Genomic DNA, 19,337 nt, shown 5'->3' with positions numbered 1-19,337 from the left:
CTCGCAACAGGTCGCTTAGGCAAAGCGCCGACTTTGCTGTAGACTGCCTCTTCCGTTCAGCTCACACAGTTCATCACAAGCCGGGCGGCGCCTTTCGTGCGTCCCCCTCGAAATAGGGATGAACTCACAATGTCTAACCGTGTAGTATCTCGGCTCACCCTCACGGCACGTAATTTAGCTATATGAAACTGCAAATTAAGAAAATGCTCGGTTGGGCCAGTAGTGCCCTTGCATCGGCCACGTTGCTCCTTTTCGGCGCGAGCGCGCCAGCCGCACAAGTAATCCAGACTTTACCGTTCTATGATAGTTTCGATTATAATCAGGCGACTGGCCTCGCCCCCGCCTCATCAACTGTCTGGGAAACCTGCTTCTCCACTGCAAATATTCAGACGGCCCTTAACAGCCTCACATTAGCTGGATTTGCTCCGTCTGCTGGAAACAGTGTTTTTGGCGCAACCGCCGGAACAAGATTCGCCGGCACTCAATTCACCAGCCAAAGCAGCGTGGAAGGAAACGCGGTTTATCTTTCGTTCCTGTACCAGGAGACAGCGTACCCCGCCTCGAGTTCTGCGGTCATTGGCTTCCTCGACTCCACCAATATCGGAACCAGTTCCAGCGCGCCTGTTCCGGCGCAGGCAGGTCTGGCCCTCATCATGGATCACACAGGCCACATCGGAATCAATTCCGGTTCCACCACTGCGACCGGCGCGCGATTTGAGAGCGCCGCGACTCCGTTAAATACCACTGTTCTGATCGTTGTCCGCTACACCTTCCACCCGGGCAGCCACGATGTCGTTGATCTATGGGTCAATCCGGCGAGTGCCAGTTACGGCGCCGCCACCGCCCCTGCCTCTGACGCAACGGTTACGAACACATATAACCTGGCGCTCATCGCGGACTTCACAATTTCATACCGCGGCAGCGACAGTAGCTTCGGTGAGAAGTGGGACGAAGTCCGGATCGGCACCACCTGGCCGCAGGCTGTACCTGCGAGCAACCAACCAGGAATCGCCAGTGCACCACATTCTTTGATGACCACTGCCAGCTCTGCCTCAATCGTCGCCGATGGAGTGAGCACCACCATAGTTAAGATGCAGGCTCGCGACCTTAACGGCGTCAACCTCACCACCGGTGGAGCAACGGTGACTTTCGCCACCGCCGCCGGTATGCTGAGCCCCACCACAGACAATGGGAACGGAACGTATCAGGCGACGTTGACGTCCTCCACTACTCCGACTACCGCAAAAATAACGGCCAAGTTGGGCGGCACTTCAATCGCCACGATCGGCACGGCTACAAATTCAAGCTCCCTGTCGGTCAACTTCGTTCTGGGTCCCGTGAGTGGCACCGCCTCCACCGCAGTTGCCAACCCGACGACTGCCGCTGCGGATGGCGCCACTGCCTCAACCATCACCGTTACGGCAATGGACGATTACGGTCATGCGCTCCCTGGCCAAACGGTGTCATTAAGCGTGAGCGGATCAGGCAATTCGGTTTCCACTCCCGCCGCGACTGACGTGAACGGCCGGACCACAGCAACGCTGACTTCCACCGAGGCGGAAACTAAGACGATCACGGTCACGATTGGTTCCACGCAGATCAATGCCCAGCCCACGGTCACCTTTACATCCCAAGGCGTGAGCGCCTTTAATTCGACCGCGGCCGCCAACCCCAACACAGGGCTGGTCGCGAACGGACTCTCATCTTCCATCATCATCGTGTCGGCGAAAGACGGGAGCGGAAATCTTTTGCCCGGGAAGACCGTCGTGCTGGCCGTGAGTGGTTCGGGCAATGTGCTCGCGCAACCGGACTCAATCACTGATACTAACGGTCAACTCACCGCCACGCTCACCTCCACTGTGGCCGGAACCAAAATAATTACTGTCACCGTGGATGGGACGGTCATCAATGCGCAACCCACTGTGACTTTCCTGGCAGGACCCGCCACGCATATTGCTTTCACTTCTCAGCCCGTGACCACCCCAGTGGGTCTGACATTCCCCGCCGTCGTTGTTCAAATTGCTGACGATTTTAGCAACCCGGTTCCGCAGAGTGGCTCTACCGTCACACTGGCGTCAAGCGCAGGGACACTTTCAGGGACTAACCCGCAGGCGACAGACTCCACAGGAAAGGCCATTTTTAACGACCTTTCGATTTCCCAAGTCTCCTCAGCGCTATACCTCACCGCCAACGTCTCCGGCTTCAGCCCTGTCCAAAGCAGCCTGTTCGACGTTCCGCCCAAGACCTTCTACAAACTGAATAACACTGCGACGTTGAACCTGGCCACCAGTTGGACGGCTACGCCAGGCGGTGCAGGCCCGGCTGGCCCGCCTGCCTTCGATGGAGTCGGCGCGTGGGACACCAATTCCTCTGGGGGCACAGTTGATATCGGCGCGAGCGCATCCTGGTATGGACTGGTCTATAGTGGGAATGGCGCCGTGACTGTTACCGATACCAGCGGTGGTCACACACTGACGCTTGGCACGGGAGGCCTCGATGGATCTTCCGCCGTTCATAGTTTAACACTCAATAACAATGTTGCATTGAGCGCTGACCAGACTTGGAAGTGGACTTCAAGTGCCTTCACTTTGACTTTGGCGGGAAACCTCGATAACGCGGGGCGTACGCTGACGATCAACGGCCAAAGCGGCAACGCAGGCGAGAAATTCAACGGTGCCATTACAGGCAGCGGAGGGTTGATCCTGAACAGCAACGCAGCGGTCACGTTCAACGGCACCAATACCTACACCGGCGTTACAAAAGTCAATGGTGGCAAGCTCACCATCAACACCAACAGCTCCATTGCCAATTCCGCAGCCATCGCGCTTGCTTCGGGCGTGACGTTCGACATTTCAGCGGTTGCTCCATTCACAGTATCCGGCGGCCAGACTCTCGCAGGCGGAACCAACGGCACCGGTACAGCCACAATTGCGGCGAAGGGTTCGGCGATAGTCCTTGCCCCCGGCGCTCAACTCGCTTTTACCGCTGTGGGAAATGCCAATTCGAATAGCGTTACGGTCGCGAAGCTTACCGTTCAAGGCAGCGTGACCCTCAATGGCAATCCCATCACAGTCAACGTAACCGGCGCACCATTACCCACGGGCACCTACACTCTGGTGACCGCCACGAATGGTTTTACAGTCAATGGATTGCTCCCGATGCCTACCATCACTGGCCAGGGAGTTGCCGCAGGGTCTGTGCCGCAATTAGCGGTGAACGGTCAGAACCTCCAACTGACTGTTGGCCTGGCCGTTTCGCCAGCCGTCCTCACGAACAACTGTGGCGATTCGGCAACGTTTACCGTTTCACCAGCGCCAGGCGGGACGAGTTATCAGTGGTACGATCCCTCTCTCCAACCGATTCCAGGTGCCACTGACACCACGCTTGTCCTCACAAACACACATCCTTCGAACAGCGGCACATACTGGGTGGTGGCGACCAGTCCGGTCAGCATCGCCAGCAATTCCGTGGTTCTGGTCGCAATCGATACTGCTCCACCGGTCATCGTCCTTAATGGATCCAATCCCATGCTGATCGCGCTCAACAGCACATACTCAGATCCTGGCGCGACTGCCTACGATGCTTGCGCCGGCGGCAATCTGGCAGTCACTACCTCCGGCACCGTTAATACCAGCGTCGAAGGCAATTACACCATAACGTACTCCGCGGTGACCGGTGCTGGCACTGCGGGCAGTCAGATCCGCTCGGTTGTGGTCGTCGATCCGCCTCTGAAGCACCTCCTCATTACCTCGACGTCATCGACTCCTCAATGCGGCAGCAACGTCACTTTCACCACCTCCGTCAGTGGCCTCCCGCCTATCACGTACCAGTGGTACGACAACAACTCGAACGCGATTCCCGGAGCTACCAATTCCAGCTACACCCTGACCGCACCCGCGGATGCCAGCGTCGGAATTTACACGCTCATTGCTCAGAACGCGTACAACTCCGAGACCAATACGGCGACGATCACTTCCGTCCTGCATACAGCGCCGCCGGTCATGAGGCTCAATGGCGCCGACCCGGTCGATCTGTTGCTGAACAATCCTTATGTGGATGCGGGCGCCACGGCTTTCGATCTATGCGCGCAGGCCAGTTTGGACGTGAGTTCAAATAACCCTGTGAACACGGCCGTGGCGGGAACTTATTCCGTGACCTACTCGGCCACAACTGCCGATGGCACGCCCGGTACACTCACGCGCACGGTCATCGTCAGTTCAGTGCCGGACTTCGGGCCAAACGTACTGATCTTCGATCCGACAATGACCAACATTCAAAATCAGATCACAGCCGTTTATGCTGCGCAGAAATATAACCAGTTCGGCCCGCAACGCACCGCCATTATGTTCAAGCCGGGGCAATACAACAATCTGGATATCCCGCTCGGTTATTACACTGAGGTGATTGGTTTGGGCCAGTCACCGGATGATGTCACAATCTTTGGGGACCTCTATTCAGATGGAGTTCTGGTGAATGAAAATGCGACGGTGAATTTCTGGCGGTCCGCGGCAAACATTGGTGTCGTTCCCACCAATAGCGACAATACAGTGATATGGGCCGTTTCCCAGGGCACTTCGTTCCGGCGCATGCATGTCCACGGCGAAGTTGATCTCGCCAATCACACCGATGGAAACTTTGCCAGCGGCGGCTTCCTGGCCGATTCAAAAGTCGATACCACCATCAGTTCCATCGCCCAGCAACAATGGCTCTCCCGAAATGACGCGTTTGGTAATTGGTCCGGAGGAGTCTGGAACATGGTATTCGTCGGCGTCTCCAATCCACCAGCGGGAGTCTGGCCCACCAAGGTCTATACCGTGATCACAAACACGCCAGTCATCGCTGAGAAACCGTACCTTTACTGCGATAGCAACGGCATTTACCAGGTCATGGTTCCCGCCCTTCAAACCAACAGCTTCGGAACGACCTGGGCCTCTGGTCCTACTCCGGGCAGTTCGATTCCCATCAGCCAGTTCTATGTTGCGCATTCCGATTCCGATACCGCTGCCAGTATCAACGCTGCCCTGAGCTCCGGATTGAACCTTATCCTTACGCCCGGGGTCTATAATTTGAGCGCCAGCCTAAACGTAACAAAACCTCACACCATCGTGCTGGGACTTGGCTACCCGACACTCGTTCCGCAAACCGGAACTCCTGCTCTCGTAATATCCGATGTGGATGGCGTAAAAGTGGGCGGGTTGTTGTTCGACGCTGGCCCCGTGCAGTCCACCACGTTGTTAAAGGTAGGCTCTGGCGCCAGCACCCTGAATCATTCAACTGATCCTCTCTTCCTTTATGACATCTCCATGCGGGTAGGCGGCGCGACGGCTGGCTCCACGTTGAGTTGTCTGCAAATCGACGCGAATGATGTCGTTGGCGACAATCTCTGGCTTTGGCGGGCGGATCATGGTGCTGGTGTCAATTGGACACAGAACGCCTGTAACAACGGGCTAATCGTCAACGGGGACCGCGCAACCATGTATGGACTCTTTGTCGAACACCAGGAACAGTATCAAACCCTTTGGAATGGCAATTGGGGACGGCTTTATTTTTACCAATCCGAATTGCCGTATGATCCGCCTTCCCAATCTGCCTGGTCCCATGACGGGGTTAATGGATATGCATCCTACAAGGTCGCGGACCAGGTCACCAGCCACCAGGCATACGGCCTGGGTATCTATGCGGTGTTTATTGACTGCACAAACATCAGTTGCTTTAACGCGATTGAATCTCCAACGAATTCACAACAAGTGAACTTCCATAATGCGATCACGGTTTACATCGCGGGAAATACGAGCGCTGGCGGGACCTCCTCATTTGATCACATCATTAATGGCACCGGAGCCACCCTCCTGGGTCCAGGTTTCGGCGGAACCGCAAAGACTGGCTCCCTTCGGCTCAACCCGACATTCAACATCGGCGCAGCCGCCACGGGCTCTGATACATCAGTCACATTCCCAAGCGAGTCATGGCATTCTTATCAACTCCAATACAAGAACGCGCTGACCGATCCAGCTTGGTCAAATGTCGGCGATCCCATCGGTGGAAATGACGTTCAACAAACGCTCAAGGATTCAACGTTTTCAACCAACCGCTTCTATCGCGTCGGATCCTTTTAACCGAACGACCTGTTATTTTAGCGGCTGATCCGCATGTTTTACGAGTTTTCTCGTGGTGGGGTTACCCCCGGCATCCTTCCAGCGCAATCGCTCGCCGCGTTTGGAAATATTGACCTCGTAAATCCCTTGAACTCTTGTTGGACGAAGGGAGATCACGAATCGAGGGTGATTTGACCATTCGGGCGGCTCTTGTCTTTAGACCCACCCGGCTGATTCGTATGATGAGCCAAAATGCAACTTGTACTCCAGATTTAAGGGACAAACGCCCAGCTTAGTTGGACTGCGATGTCAAAATTCTGCGGTGTGGTTTCAATTTCACATATTCCTGCGTCTCGTGAAAATTCCAGGCTCCAGGCCTATTCAAATCGAATGTCGTCGAGATAGAAAGTGACCGGTTTACTTTGACCGACAAGCGACCAGACGAAACCCGTTTTAATGCGGCTTAGGTCTTTGCCGGTCAGATCAATGCTATATTCCTTCCAGTCCTTCGTGAGTTTGACGTCATCAAGTTCGCCCCCCGCGCTATCAGGAAATTTCTTGTCGGCCCCCAGAATGCCGAATTTGAAATTCACGATCTCACCGCCGTTTTCGCCGCGCGCCCAAAACGTGAGTTTTTTGGCACCAGTAAGATTCCAGCACTCGGGCTGGTCGCCCCAGTCATTGGCGGGATGCTGCCAGACGACGCCGACCCATTCGTCAGGCGCATTGTAATCACAACGCAAACAGGTCTTACCACCATGCGGGACGTTAGTGCAGCCGTCGTCCACCTTTGTGCCCTTGGTATTACCCATCCAGCCGGAGGCAATGTAATGATTGTTCGTGCTATCTTTTTCATCGTAAACGATGAATGGCAGCGGCACTCCCTTCTCTGTAGAAACGTCTGCTGCATGATCACTGGCGCAAAGACCGGCGACCACGATGTAAATCAAACTGTATTTTTTTCGCATAACCTTATGACGTTTTGTGCTTTTCTCCTAGTCTCGCCCCACTGTTGAGTTTGGTATCTGGGCGGAACTCAGGCCACAAATAATTGATTTGATGGCACCAGTGCGCTCAAAAATGGTACGGCTCCTTTTTTCATCCAGGCTTAACTCCACCTGCCTGTGCTTTTGGCCGTTGGTAAATTCAATCGCCAGGAACGGATTTTCCGTGAGCTGATACACCACAGGAACCTGGCAATAGGTGAAGGCGAGCGTGCCGGGTTCAAGCCGGAGTTTGCACACGTTACCGCCAACGTCTAAATAAGTGAAGGTAGCAGCAGATAGGAGAAATTCTTCCTGGCGCAGCAGTTGTGGCGCGAAGTGAATGCGGCCCTCACGAACGCTCAGGCCCAGTTCTCCGAACCGGCAGAGGATGTCTTCCTTGACCTGCCCGGTCAGTCCCGGTTGACGCGCACCGGATTGCGCGGGTGTGTGCGAATACGGGTCCATCGGAAACGCCCCATAATTTTCCGGCGTCTTGAAATCACCAATGCCGGCGCGGATGTCGCGATAACATGCCGCCAACCTCCCGGCGAACGGCGTCGCGTCGGCACGGAAAAAAGATTCCTGCGTGGCGAGCAGCAGCTTGGAAACCATGTGCCAGTAAATGCAGCCCAAGCCTTCGTAGCCGAAAAAAGTTCCCGAGCGCCCGGTGAACGAACGATGGTCGAACATTTTCTCAAACAGTTCCAACACCTGCGCCGACTCGCGTTTCACCAGACTCGCGTAACCGCCGACGGCAAGCTGCTTCAAGATGGCCTTCACGTCGCCCGCATTGGTGATGCGCGGCTGGAAATGGCAAACGCCGGAGACATCGCGTTCAACCAACTGTCGGTTGCCATCCGCCAGCAATCGCTTGAGCAGTTGCAGACGCGCGACCGATACCGCCGGGAGATTGTTCTTCTCGACAAACCGCGGCAGACTGCGGTCGGGATAGAGGAGATAGGATTTCTGATCCGCGCGGTAAACCGGGCTGCGTTTTAGTGCCGTGAGCAAATCGAGCGACTCTTTGGCTGTGAGAATATTAGCGCCTAAAATAGCGGCCTGACCTTCGAGCATTTCGGACAACCGCCGCACAGGAATGCCGGTGCGGTTGCCCAACTCAACGAGGTTGTAGGAGTGGTAAAGCCCGTCCGCCCGAAGGTTCGCGCGGATGGACTCATCAATCAAGGTTAGCGCCACGTCAAGAAATCCAAGCAATTGGTCTTTAGTCGCCGCAATTTTCAACCCGGAAAAACCATCCGAGTAAATTTGCCGGCGATAATTTCCCGCCGCGCGACCCAGTGCATCGAGCATTTTACGACGTTCGCTGTCGCCGATCTTCGCCTGGCGATGCCGTTTCAGAATCGTCAGGGTCGCCGAAAACCAATCTGCCACTTCTGCGGACAAATCAACTTCGCTGGCCTCGAAAGACAGGAACAGTTCCCGGCAAAACGCCAGATGCCTGCGGAGTTGATACAGTGTCACCATCGAAACGCCATTGCCCACGAGCGCGTTGTTGGCGTCGTTCCATTCCGGTCGCTGCGTGTTCAGCCAGATGCCCGCGCCCGGAATGAAGTTGCCAAATTTCGCAAGCAGCGGGATGAGCAGCTTTTCAGTCAGGTTCACGTGCCGAACGCAATCATTTTTGTCCCAAACCAGTTTTCCATCCGCGCCAATCTCACCAACGCGCTGCCGCGTGAGTTGGTCCATCTCAGAATCAAAGTCCACCGTGTCGCGCGGATTTTCCAGCAGTTGCGCGTAGGGTTTTATTTTGTAAGGAACATTGGCGAAGGCAAAAATATCACGCGTGAGAAAATCGCGCAGCACCTCCGGTTCGTGCCGCTCCAATATTTCCAGCAGCTTCAATAGATAAATGATCTGATGATCGCCCCAGTAGCCGATGTGCGACCATGGGTCGTGCGGGTCGTGTACTTCCCAATCAAATCCATCGCGAGTGATGCGGTAAGGATTGTAGCCATCCGCTGTCGAGGCGTTCACGAATTTGCATACCATGCCGGATACAAAGCCCGGAAAGGAGACCGCCAGCGCCTCCCAGTTTTGAAAAATATCGCGCCAGTTGCCCTCGTAATTCAAAACCCGCCGACCATCCGCACCGCGCGGGGTAATGGAAAAGCGGTTCCACGGACGACTGGGATCGCCGTGCCGCCGACTAAACGTGAGCGGCAAGTATTCCTGGCAAAGCCGTTCCAGATTGGCGTCGGCGGACTCTCGGGCGAGCGCGAGCACGTGAGTGCGCGAGGCCGTTTTGCCGAGCTTGCGAAACAATGTACCGTGCCGTGTGGCCACGGATGAATTTGCGTGGTGAACAAACGAAAATAGATCTGCGAGGTCAATCTGGTAGCCGTCTAAAAACACCCCGCCGCGCATCACGTTGAAGAGGACGTTGTTAAAATGACGGGCGTCGCCGAGCGGACGCGCTGATTTTTGCAGCCCGTCGCCACAAGCCACGATCCGCCAGAGCTCTTGCGTGCCCTGCGCGATGTCGGCCTCAATCTTTTTTTGCAACCGGACCGGCGAACGCAGGAGCCTGCGAAGATTGGCGACCTGTGACGGCCCCTGATCCACATCTGCAACGATCATCCAATGGCGAGATTGCCCGGAGCGCAAAGAGAATTCCGATTCGATAAAGTATGCGCCACGTTCCCCACGGACATCGATTTCGGTCTTTAGCGGCAGACCTTGGCGGAACTTTTCAAGTTGAACGGAAGACAATAATACGTTGCGGCGGGGAATTCCGGCTGACCAAACCGTGGTGGCACGCAGCGATTCTGCAGGCTCCGGCCGATCCACGGGAATCGAGCTCAACAGAAAAAGTCCCAGACCAGACTCCGGGAGCAGCTCGTTTTTTTTGTAAGCGTCAATGAGCGTGCTTTTTTCGAGTTGAAACTGGCTGCCAATACCGCAGGGCAACAAATTTTGCATGCCATCCACCAAGTGCACTTTGACAATGCCGGCGGCGGAACTGGCCACCGACGATTGACGCACCCAGCCAAATTGCCCGCTGCTGGCCCAGCCATTGCGGAAGGTCAGGCCGAGGTCTTCATTAATTTCCTCAAAAATGATTTTGTTGCCCGGAAAATTTTTGTACAGGTTGCGCTCTGCCTGGTAAATGCCGCGTCCGCGTTCAAAAAACGGTTCCCACAGATATTTTTTGCCGCCACGCTCAACGATGATGATGGTTTTGGAGCCGGTGATTTCCACCGCGTCGTGGATTTTGTCGTCGGTGTAATACGGAAACAGTGCGAGGTCGGGATGGCGTCGGCCGGCGGTTAGCGCACCATTACTGGAGATGAACATCCAGTGATCCGCGCTGCTCACGATGCTCAAAAAGAACGGGCGCATCTGATCAGAATTCGAGATGCAATAGAATTCCTCGCCGTCCACCACGACCTGTCGGCCTTCTACTTTTTCCGTGCCGGACCGGACCGGGATTGCTGCCGAGAAAATGAGTTTGCATCCGATGACGGGAGGGCCGTTGATCATGGTTTCGCGGCAACCGAGGAAGTCCCGGCGTCAACAAAAAACGGAATGTTCGCGTAGGCAGCCTTCCCATGGCTGTCGAGCGCATAAACGAAAAGGCGGTAAGCGCCGGTCTTCTCCGGAGCCTTCAGTTGCGCCGAGCCGGAAGACTTCGAGGAAACGAGACCAGGCAGACGCCGTGGTTGGACTTCAGAATCGCCGCCGACGGATTGCGCGCTGCTTTCTTCCATGACTTCCCAGACATAAGTCAGCGTCGCATCCGCGGGAGATTGCACCAGGACCTTTGCCGCGTAACCCTGGCCGGCAGTGAGGCGAACATTCTGACCGGCAGTTTTTTCATCCAACCAAAAACCTTTCAATTGCGGGCTACGGAACTCCGGCCAGACTCCGGTCCAAAGATACTGCATCACATCCACGGTTTCCGTTGCCTCGTCGGACGGGAGAAACATGCCATACCAGGTCGGCGTACGTTCCTGTTTTTGTCCCCAGAGGAAAACGTAGGAGCCGAGACAGTTTTTCGTGTCCGAGGCGATGGCGGTTTCATAGCGCTTGCGGTAGGCATCCGCCTTTATCGAACTATTTTCCTCAATGGGGGCACCCCAGCCGGTCTTGCCGCATTCCCAATGCCCAGTGGCGCCCCACTCGGTGACGGCATACGGGCCATCCCAGCCACTGTCCCGAAGCTGGCGCGGCAGATTTACAATGTCGGCGTAAGACTGGACGCACAAAAGATCCAGATCCGGCGCATGGACTTTGATTTGGTCTATCAAGCCTTTACTGATGCCTGCCAGCGACGTGGTGGTGGGATGGTTTGGATCGACCTGATGAATCATTTTGGAGATATCGTTCACGGCATCCCAGACTTTCGGATTTTTTGAGTTCAAATTCAGCTCGTTGCCGATGTCCCACATGAGCAGCGCTGGATGATCCTTGAATTTGAGCACCTGGGCCTTGATGTTGGCGAGCTGTTTGGCGACGGCTTTCGTGTCCGAATAATCAAAGCCATGCCGTTCGCGCGAAAGGTCGAGTCCCATCGTGACATACAATCCGTTTTTCCTTGCGCGATCCAAAATTTGTTGCCCTGTCTCGCGGCCATTGTCTGTGCGCCAGGTGCGGAAGGAATTCCCGCCAGCCGCCGCGAGCCTTTCCTGATCGCCAAACTCCAGTCCGGCACCCTTGATGTAAAACGGTTGCCGGTTCACATAAAGCTGCCAGCGGCTATCCGTCTTGCGGACTTCCACCTTGGCAGGCCCCGCAGACTTGCTGTCAGCGTGCGCCAGGCAGGTGCCTGCAAACATGGCGCCAAACAGCAAGACCGGCAGAAATTTCAGTGAGACAATTTTTCGGGAGTCCATAAATTTGATTTTTTGGGCGAAGGTTCCTGGCGTACGAGCAGTTGCTCCAATTCCTCCAGCGATTTGCCCTTGGTTTCAGGAATGGCAAACAACACGAACACCAACGCTGCCAAGGCCAGCAGGCCGTAGCCGAGAAACGTTCCGGACGCTCCGAAGTGCGTCAGTTCCCATGGGAAGATCATCGTGACCGAGGCGCTGATGACCGAGTTCCAAAAGCCGACGACGGAAATCGCTGCGCCACGATAAGCGTTGGGAAAGATTTCCGACAAAAGCACCCACATCACCGGCCCCAGCGAAATGGCAAATGATGCCACGAACCCGATAATGGCATACAGCACGAGTGAAGCGCGAATGTTTAACCCGGCGGTGGCCAAGGCATCGTGGTAAGGGGCAAGCCGCTCTGCGCCCAGCTTCGTGTCCAGGTCCGCAAGAAATTCCTTGTCCGTGGCGAACACCTTCGGTTCCAACTTTTGAAGATTATTGATCAATTCGGCCGGAACTTTATTGTCGCTTAAAACGGCGAACGATTTGTCAGTCAATTGATAATTGGAATTGTGAAATGCCCCGGCGCAGGTCAACAAGGAAATGGCCATGCCGGCGGTGCCCATCACGAGCAGCGGTTTGCGGCCCAACCGGTCAATCCACTTGATCGCCACAAAGGTCATGCCCAAGTTGACCAGGCCCACGAGCACGGCTTGTTTGAACGCTGCGTTTGTACCGCCTCCCGTGTGCGAAAAAATGGTTGGCAAATAATAGAAAACTGCGTTGATACCGGTGATCTGCTGGAAGAATGCAATCGTCAATGCGATCAGCATGACAAACCGCATTTTTCGGCTGAACAACGCGCTGACGCCTACACCGGCCACCTGTTCCGACGCATTCTGGCGGATGCTGCGGATTTCGTCGGCCGCGTGCTCCGGGCCAGCTACCTTGGTGAAGATTTTCTGTGCCTGATCTTCGCATCCTTTGCCGAACAGCCAACGCGGACTTTCCGGCACGAAGAATAGCAATACAAGATAAAGAGCAGCCGGGACAGCTTCGACACCCAGCATCCAGCGCCAGCAATTTTCCCCGAGGCTCAGGAGAAAATAGTTGGAAAAGAACGAGGCTGAGATACCAATCACGATCATCAACTGGTTGAACGAGACCAGGCTGCCGCGCAATTTCGAGGGGGCAATTTCAGCAATGTAAACTGGCGCAATGAGTATGGCGCCACCCACGGCAATTCCGCCGAGAATCCGCGACAGGACGAAGACGGTAAAATCTGACGTCAGGGCCGAAAGCAGGGCGGAAACAGTGAACAAGACCGCCGTCAGCATGAGTATTTTTTTACGACCATAGGCGTCGCTTAAAAAACCGGCGAGGGCATTTCCGCCAAGCGCACCCCATCCAAGGCAACTCACAGCCCATCCCAGTTTCAAATCACCGCTGGTACCAACCAGCGAAAAATATTTCTTGATGAATGGCACTGCGCCGGAAATCACCGTGGCGTCAAAGCCGAGCAGGAATCCTCCAACCGCCACAATGAGCGCGATCGCAATGGTATAAAATTTGCCTTGTTTCATATGTTGAATGATCGCGTTAATCCCTTGGTCGTGGCCGATTGGAATCTACCATCGAATCCTCTCCACATGGGAATATTTTTTTCGCTGCGAAAAATCCTTAAAAGGAGTTTAGGGCGAAGACATCGTTGACGTCCTTACTCAAATCCGACCACTTCCAACTTTCCACATGTCCATCGCAGAACGAGAAGATGGCACGCCCATTATGTCGGCAGGCAGCTTGTTTATAAGAAGGAACAGTTGTCCAACCCGAACCAATCACCGGCTTTATTAGCGAGATATCCGTGTAATAAGCGACGGGCTGCTGATTTAGATTGCCCCCGGTTTTGGGGGATCCCACATCCCCGATCAACCAGATCTGACTGGTCCGCGCTATTGTGTTCATTCTTCGGCTTCCTTGAACGTTACCGGAGAGATCCAGATAATATCGAATCACCCCGTTTGCCGGGCTGCTGGTATCCTCTAGCGGGCCATAACCTTCACAGGGAGAATTATAATAAGCAACCGTGGAAGACACAATGTCCTTATCCATCACCGCCGGGCAACGCCAGATATTGTTTGAGGTTGAGACGCTCGTGAGATAGTTGCCCTGGTCGAGGTACCGAAACCACCAGTTTGTAGTGTGAGTAGCGAAGTTCCTGTCATTCAACGGAGGCAAAAACTCGCTATTATCATTTGCATACATCATGATGGCCAAGGCAATCTGCTTATTGTTGTTGGTGCAGGCAATGCCCTTGGCCTTTTCTTTTGCCTTGCTCAACGCGGGCAGCAGAAGGCCGGCAAGGATGGCGATGATGGCGATGACAACCAACAGTTCAATCAACGTAAAACCCCTTTTAGCCCTGCGAATACTAGTTTTCATTTTACTTCTGTTTAAGCCCACACCGGGCAACCTGGGTTCATCTGTTTTATGGAGGCTGATCCTCCTGACATTTCCGGCATATTACTGAATCGACAGTCGATAGAACCGACCAGAGCTGGCATGGGTATCGGTCACGACAGCAGTTGAGCCCGTCCCGTTTGTAACAGTCAGCATTGACCATGAAGCATCAGTTACACTGGTCTTAAATTGAACGGTGTAGGCAAATCCGTTCTGGGTCGGGAACGAGAGATTCAAGTTTGCACCTGCAAGGCTGGGAGTGATAGCCATCGCTGCTGGCGTGTTCGAGACGGGTGCAATTTTCACGACACCATAGTTGCCCACATCCGTACTCCAGACATCGGGACCAATGGTTTCGAAACCATACTGCACATGGCGAGTGGGGTCGTTAATGGTTGCAAGGCTGATGCTAAACACTCCATTCGTCAGAGGAATGGTTGTGCTGACGGAAGAGGAAAAGTCGGGAGCAAAATCCTTGATGAATGCCACCGAGGTGTAATCGGTATTCGTGGTCAAAGTGCTGGTTAATACCTGGCCAGTGAAGGTGATGGTTTGCCCGCCCAAACTGCCGTCACTGGACTCCACATACATGCTCGCATCCATGGTTTTATTGCCGACTGCTCCCGGCATGCCGCTGGGGGTGTACCAAAATGAGTTGGTATCATTGACGCTATTTGGGGCGAGAGTCAATGTACTGCCTGAAAATGTTGCCACCAAGTCAGCTGTCCCCCAGGCACTGCCAAAGACGTAACCTCCGCCGTTTGCCGGAATCTCAAAAACGTTCATGTATCCGAGCCAGGCCGCCCCGGGATCAACGGTGAAGGTTGTATCAGCCTTGGCGCTCAGGGCAACACCCATGAGGGTGAAAGCAGCCATGCAGTTGACTAGTGATTTCTTTGATTTCATAATTATTTTTTTAAATTAATTCAGTCGTCGCCAAAATCGCGGCAGTTGTTGGCATTGACAGCAATTGGGTAACAGGTTGAACTTAACAGGAACCGCTAAAGTGCCTAGCTAGCCGAGTGGCTAGTTTATTGAGCTCAATGCCGATCTGAACTTCAGCTCGGCTTTCATAGACATTCACACTCGCAGTTTTCGCAGATTTGGATAAGCTGCTATTTGGATACTGCCACTGCACCGACGACTGATCTGATCTTCTCATTGCAGTTTAAGGCGGTAGAATTGTTGTGTCGCTGTCGCGTTGGTATTGAGAGGTGTTACGACACTCAGATTGCTCCAGGGACCACTGACATTGGTGGCTGATTGGAGCACGCCTGCGGGCCAGCCAATAGTTAAGTTTTGTCCCAAAGACTGAATGGTCAGCCTGGCTGGCGGATTAACGGTTACCGCGGTGGTGGCCGGGGTTGAAGCACAGGTGCCAATTATCGCAGTCACACTGTAAAGGCCGGAGGCCTTGGTCGAGGCATTCACGATGGAGGGGTTCTGTTTCGTGGAAGTAAAGCCGTCGGGTCCAGTCCAGTGGTAAGTCGCACCGGAAACTGTCGAGGCGGTGAGGTTCAAGGTCATTCCCGTCCAAATCGGGCCGTTGTTGCTCGCGGTCGGGGTAGCCGTCCGGGCAAGGAGGATTTCAATGCCGCCGGACTTGGCGTTATCCGTGACGGTCGTGTATTGCACAGTGATCTGCCCGTTATTGGCGGTGGCTGTAAATTCCTGAATCGTTGCTTTGTATTGCGCGCCAGTCACGGCAAGGATGTCAAAATTGGTCAGAACTTGTGTTCCGTTGATGGAGACGTTGAAGCGCCGTTGTCCAACTGCTGTCCAGTAGTACTCGGCGAAGTGAAGGCGCACCTTGTAATTCAAACCGGATGTCAGGCCGGTGAAGGTATAAGTACAGTTGCCAAAACGCTCGGTCTGATACACTGCTTGCGGCGCCGGCGCGACCAGGCCGGAGGTGTCAATTTCAGCGGTTGTAGAACCGGCCTGGGTGCCGCCCGTGAAGTAGGCATCTGCCCCGAATTGTCCAACAGCGCTGCCACCCGAGTTCACGGCCAGGGCGAATTCACCCAACGCGGCGGTTTGTTCGCTGGAGTTCATACTCTCGCCCAAGGAGTTGGTCGCCGACACCACGTAGTAGTAGGTCGAGCAATTGAAGACACCAGAGTCAGTGAAATTGTTCGTGGAAGTAGTGCCTACTGTGATGTAAGATCCTCCGCTCACCGCCGCCCGCTTGATAATGTAACCGGTCGCATCGGAGTTCGAGACATCCCAACTCAAATAGACCTTGGCATTCCCTGGGCTGGCGGTCAATCCGGTCGGTGCGTCCGGAGCTGCGGGCACAAAGCTATAAACGCGGACATAATCCACCAACATTTGCTGAGGGAAAACAGTCGTGCCATCCGGATTTCCGGGCCAGTTGCCGCCGACGGCAAGATTTAAGATCAAGAATTGCGGTGCCGTGAAGACCCAGGTTCCACCGCTGGGCAGACTGGCGGGTGTGGCCGTGAACACCACATTAGTGTCACAGTACCACTTGATTTGGTTGGTGGTCCACTCGATGGCGAAAACGTGGAAGCCATCGGAAAGCCTGGCTCCGCCAGGCATCGTATAAGTCCCCCCCACCCCGCTGTAACAGTTATAGTCTCCCCCACAATTCGCCGGCAAACCAGACTGCGGGCCGTGAATCGTGCCGTGATCGGTGCCCTGGTCGCCGGCATTACCGATGTTTTCCATGATGTCAATCTCGCCACAGTTGGGCCAACCCACGGAATCGATGTTTGCGCCGAGCATCCAGAATGCGGGCCAGATGCCCTGACCTTTTGGAAGCTTGATGCTCGCCTCGATGCGGCCATAAGTCCAAGACCACTTACCTTGAGTCTTCATGCGGGTCGAGGTGTAATTAAAGCCATTCGTGTTCTCCTGCCTGGCTTCGATCACCAGTTGCCCACCTTGAATCCGGGCATTGTTTGTCCGGGACGTGTCGTATTCGAGCTGGTTGTTTCCCCAACCACCATTGCCGTTGCCAACATCATAAGTCCAGTTGGTAGACGCGGGTGAACTGCCATCGACTTGATTGAATTCGTCACTCCAAACAAGTTGCCAGCCGGCCTGACAAGCAAACGGAAATGCCAGCATCAACGCCAATAATGCATATCGTGCATATCGAACACTCCGCGATATATGCTTCTTCAATTTCCGTTTCATTTCGATTGCACTCAGGACCGTCTGGCTGCATCCAGGGCTAACACGTCAGCCAACTTGTTGCTCACAACGATTGTAAGAACTTGATAAGTGCGGCGCGATCGGCTGCTGACATGGTGCGGAAGGCTTCCTTCGAGGCTTCAGCTTCGCCACCATGCCAAAGGATGGCTTCTTCAAGGCTGCGGGCGCGACCATCGTGGAGATACGCTTCGCCTCCACTGACTCCGGCAGTCAGGCCAATGCTCCAAAGCGGCGGCGTGCGCCATTCGGAACCGGTGGCGTTGAATTCACCCATGTTGTCCGCAAGACCGGGACCCAGATCATGCAACAACAGATCCGTGTAGGGATGAATGGTCTGATTGCGCAGCTCGGTCATTGGATGATACGGGCTGGTAGTGAGAGTCGGTGTATGGCACTTCGCACAATTGGCGCTGGTGAAAAGTTGCTCGCCTTGCAGGGCCTGGGCATTAGTCAAGTCGCGACGGGCGGCAACGCCGAGCAACGCGACGTAACGGCTCATCTTATCGAGGTCGTCAGTCGTGAGTTCAGGGGTTCCGGCGGTGGTTTCGTCATCGAGAATTGGGAACACCGGAGTTGTCACCCCCATGTCGTTGTTGAGAGCGCCGGCGATTTGATGTCTGACCCGTGCCCTTACGGCTTTATAGCCGAACCGCCCAAGTCGCTGCTGGCCCGTTTCCGGATCCGTCACAGTTTGCATGCGGCCAGAGATGCCGTCCGCGTTGGCATCGTCCGGATCGGCTAACGAAGCGATGGTGCTTTCGCTCACAGCTTCGAGCAGGCCGAGACCGACAAGCTGCGGAGCGAGGCGCACGGAGAAGAATGTCGGCGTGGTGCCTTGGAAAGAGTAGCTCGGTTTGATCAACGAATAGGGGATGCCGTCACCGTATTGTGCATTGTTGGTCGTGTAGCTGGCAATTGTGACGGTGCCTTCAACCGGGCCGCTCGTGGACTGCGGCTGAATCGCGGCACCAAGTGTCGGATGCGGCGAGCCATTCGCATCGCTGCCCACCTTCACTACGGACTGGAGCATCGGTGTACCGATGGCTGGCGGAAGTGCACGGCCATTGTTAACGTGGCACGCAACGCAACTACGATTGACGAACTTCGGCCCAAGTTTTCCAATTTGTTCCGTAAACACCGGATTATCGGGCTCTGAATGCGTGCCATCGCCAAAGTCGGTGTGATGCAGCCGTCGACCGAGCATGAATGGCAGGGCATTCGACGGGGAGATGTTCCCGGCGGTCTCCTTGAAGCGATGCTGTGGTTCGGCAGAATATTGATAAGGCAACGTGGTTTGTCCACCGAGCCACGCGTTCGTTGACAGCGGGTAGGAATCGAGATTCTGGTTAACGCTCCCGATGACGCCTCCAGTAAGGCCAACATCCTGTCCTTCCGCCCACGGCACTATCCCCTGCCCCACAATGTAGAGCAGCACGGTGCCATAGTAGTTGTCTCGTCCGTGCCGGGGAGCCAACAGGAACTGACTGATTTCAATTTCGACCCGGTCGCCCAAATGTAACGGGCGGTTGAACTGGGCATTGGCGTTGATGGTGGCGGTATAATGAAAGTCGGTTTCACCGGGTGTGTCCGAAGCGTTGGTGGAAATGAGAGTCGCCGTCTGATTGTTATTGTACTCGGCCACTGTAGTAATGCCGCGGAAAAACGTCCGGAACTCGGCCGGGTTTAGCTCGGCCTGGGTGGTGTAGTTGAAGATGATGTCCGTCCCGCCTTTCGCAACGTGGTCAATGATCTGGATGTTTGCCACGCGCTGTTCCCAATAC

At 54.9% G+C, this 19,337-nt stretch carries 9 protein-coding genes; 1 reads left to right on the top strand and 8 read right to left on the bottom strand.

Going from position 1 to position 19,337, the window contains the following annotated elements:
- Nucleotides 1-182 precede the first annotated feature (182 nt).
- Nucleotides 183-6,116: a pectate lyase-like domain-containing protein gene (locus CFLAV_RS33615; protein ID WP_007412872.1), complete on the top strand. Its 5,934-nt coding sequence runs from the start codon at nucleotides 183-185 to the stop codon at nucleotides 6,114-6,116.
- Nucleotides 6,117-6,472: 356 nt separating this feature from the next.
- On the opposite strand, the gene CFLAV_RS01760 is transcribed toward CFLAV_RS33615, so the two are convergent.
- The 8 genes from CFLAV_RS01760 to CFLAV_RS01725 form a co-directional block, all read right to left on the bottom strand.
- A complete protein-coding gene (locus CFLAV_RS01760; RefSeq protein WP_007412871.1) occupies nucleotides 6,473-7,063 on the bottom strand; it encodes a hypothetical protein in 591 nt (196 codons plus the stop codon).
- Between the two features lie 27 nt (nucleotides 7,064-7,090).
- Entirely contained in the window at nucleotides 7,091-10,582 is a 3,492-nt protein-coding gene (locus CFLAV_RS01755) for a 1,3-beta-D-glucan phosphorylase, GH149 family (protein WP_007412870.1), read from the bottom strand.
- On the bottom strand, nucleotides 10,579-11,934 hold the full coding sequence (locus CFLAV_RS01750; protein WP_007412869.1) for a glycoside hydrolase family 2 TIM barrel-domain containing protein: 1,356 nt from the start codon (nucleotides 11,932-11,934) through the stop codon (nucleotides 10,579-10,581). Before CFLAV_RS01750 ends, CFLAV_RS01755 begins: the two co-directional genes overlap by 4 nt.
- Nucleotides 11,907-13,499, bottom strand: a complete 1,593-nt coding sequence (locus tag CFLAV_RS01745; protein WP_007412868.1) for a sugar porter family MFS transporter — start codon at nucleotides 13,497-13,499, stop codon at nucleotides 11,907-11,909. The genes CFLAV_RS01750 and CFLAV_RS01745 overlap by 28 nt, the downstream gene beginning before the upstream one ends.
- A gap of 97 nt (nucleotides 13,500-13,596) precedes the next feature.
- Nucleotides 13,597-14,358, bottom strand: coding sequence for a prepilin-type N-terminal cleavage/methylation domain-containing protein (locus CFLAV_RS01740; RefSeq protein WP_007412867.1), 762 nt, complete (start codon nucleotides 14,356-14,358; stop codon nucleotides 13,597-13,599).
- A gap of 81 nt (nucleotides 14,359-14,439) precedes the next feature.
- Nucleotides 14,440-15,282 carry a hypothetical protein gene (locus CFLAV_RS01735; RefSeq protein ID WP_007412866.1) on the bottom strand — a complete coding sequence of 281 codons (843 nt, stop codon included), beginning with the start codon at nucleotides 15,280-15,282 and terminating at the stop codon, nucleotides 14,440-14,442.
- A 252-nt stretch (nucleotides 15,283-15,534) separates the two neighbouring features.
- On the bottom strand, nucleotides 15,535-17,538 hold the full coding sequence (locus tag CFLAV_RS31605; RefSeq protein WP_007412864.1) for a malectin domain-containing carbohydrate-binding protein: 2,004 nt from the start codon (nucleotides 17,536-17,538) through the stop codon (nucleotides 15,535-15,537).
- 61 nt (nucleotides 17,539-17,599) lie between these two features.
- Nucleotides 17,600-19,321 (bottom strand): di-heme oxidoreductase family protein, encoded by a 1,722-nt coding sequence (locus CFLAV_RS01725; RefSeq protein ID WP_007412863.1) that lies wholly within the window; start codon nucleotides 19,319-19,321, stop codon nucleotides 17,600-17,602.
- Nucleotides 19,322-19,337: the final 16 nt, after the last annotated feature.

The sequence above is a fragment of the Pedosphaera parvula Ellin514 genome (genome assembly GCF_000172555.1).
In the GTDB taxonomy this organism is placed as follows: domain Bacteria; phylum Verrucomicrobiota; class Verrucomicrobiia; order Limisphaerales; family Pedosphaeraceae; genus Pedosphaera.
Note: the sequence above shows the minus strand (reverse complement) of the source record. Positions and strands in the feature narration are given on the sequence as shown.

What these genes read in the sequence shown, in the direction of transcription:
- CFLAV_RS33615 (WP_007412872.1), top strand. Translation starts at nt 183, where the DNA reads ATGAAACTGCAAATTAAGAAAATGCTCGGTTGGGCCAGTAGTGCCCTT.
- CFLAV_RS01760 (WP_007412871.1), bottom strand. Translation starts at nt 7,063, where the DNA reads ATGCGAAAAAAATACAGTTTGATTTACATCGTGGTCGCCGGTCTTTGC.
- CFLAV_RS01755 (WP_007412870.1), bottom strand. Translation starts at nt 10,582, where the DNA reads ATGATCAACGGCCCTCCCGTCATCGGATGCAAACTCATTTTCTCGGCA.
- CFLAV_RS01750 (WP_007412869.1), bottom strand. Translation starts at nt 11,934, where the DNA reads ATGGACTCCCGAAAAATTGTCTCACTGAAATTTCTGCCGGTCTTGCTG.
- CFLAV_RS01745 (WP_007412868.1), bottom strand. Translation starts at nt 13,499, where the DNA reads ATGAAACAAGGCAAATTTTATACCATTGCGATCGCGCTCATTGTGGCG.
- CFLAV_RS01740 (WP_007412867.1), bottom strand. Translation starts at nt 14,358, where the DNA reads ATGAAAACTAGTATTCGCAGGGCTAAAAGGGGTTTTACGTTGATTGAA.
- CFLAV_RS01735 (WP_007412866.1), bottom strand. Translation starts at nt 15,282, where the DNA reads ATGAAATCAAAGAAATCACTAGTCAACTGCATGGCTGCTTTCACCCTC.
- CFLAV_RS31605 (WP_007412864.1), bottom strand. Translation starts at nt 17,538, where the DNA reads ATGAAACGGAAATTGAAGAAGCATATATCGCGGAGTGTTCGATATGCA.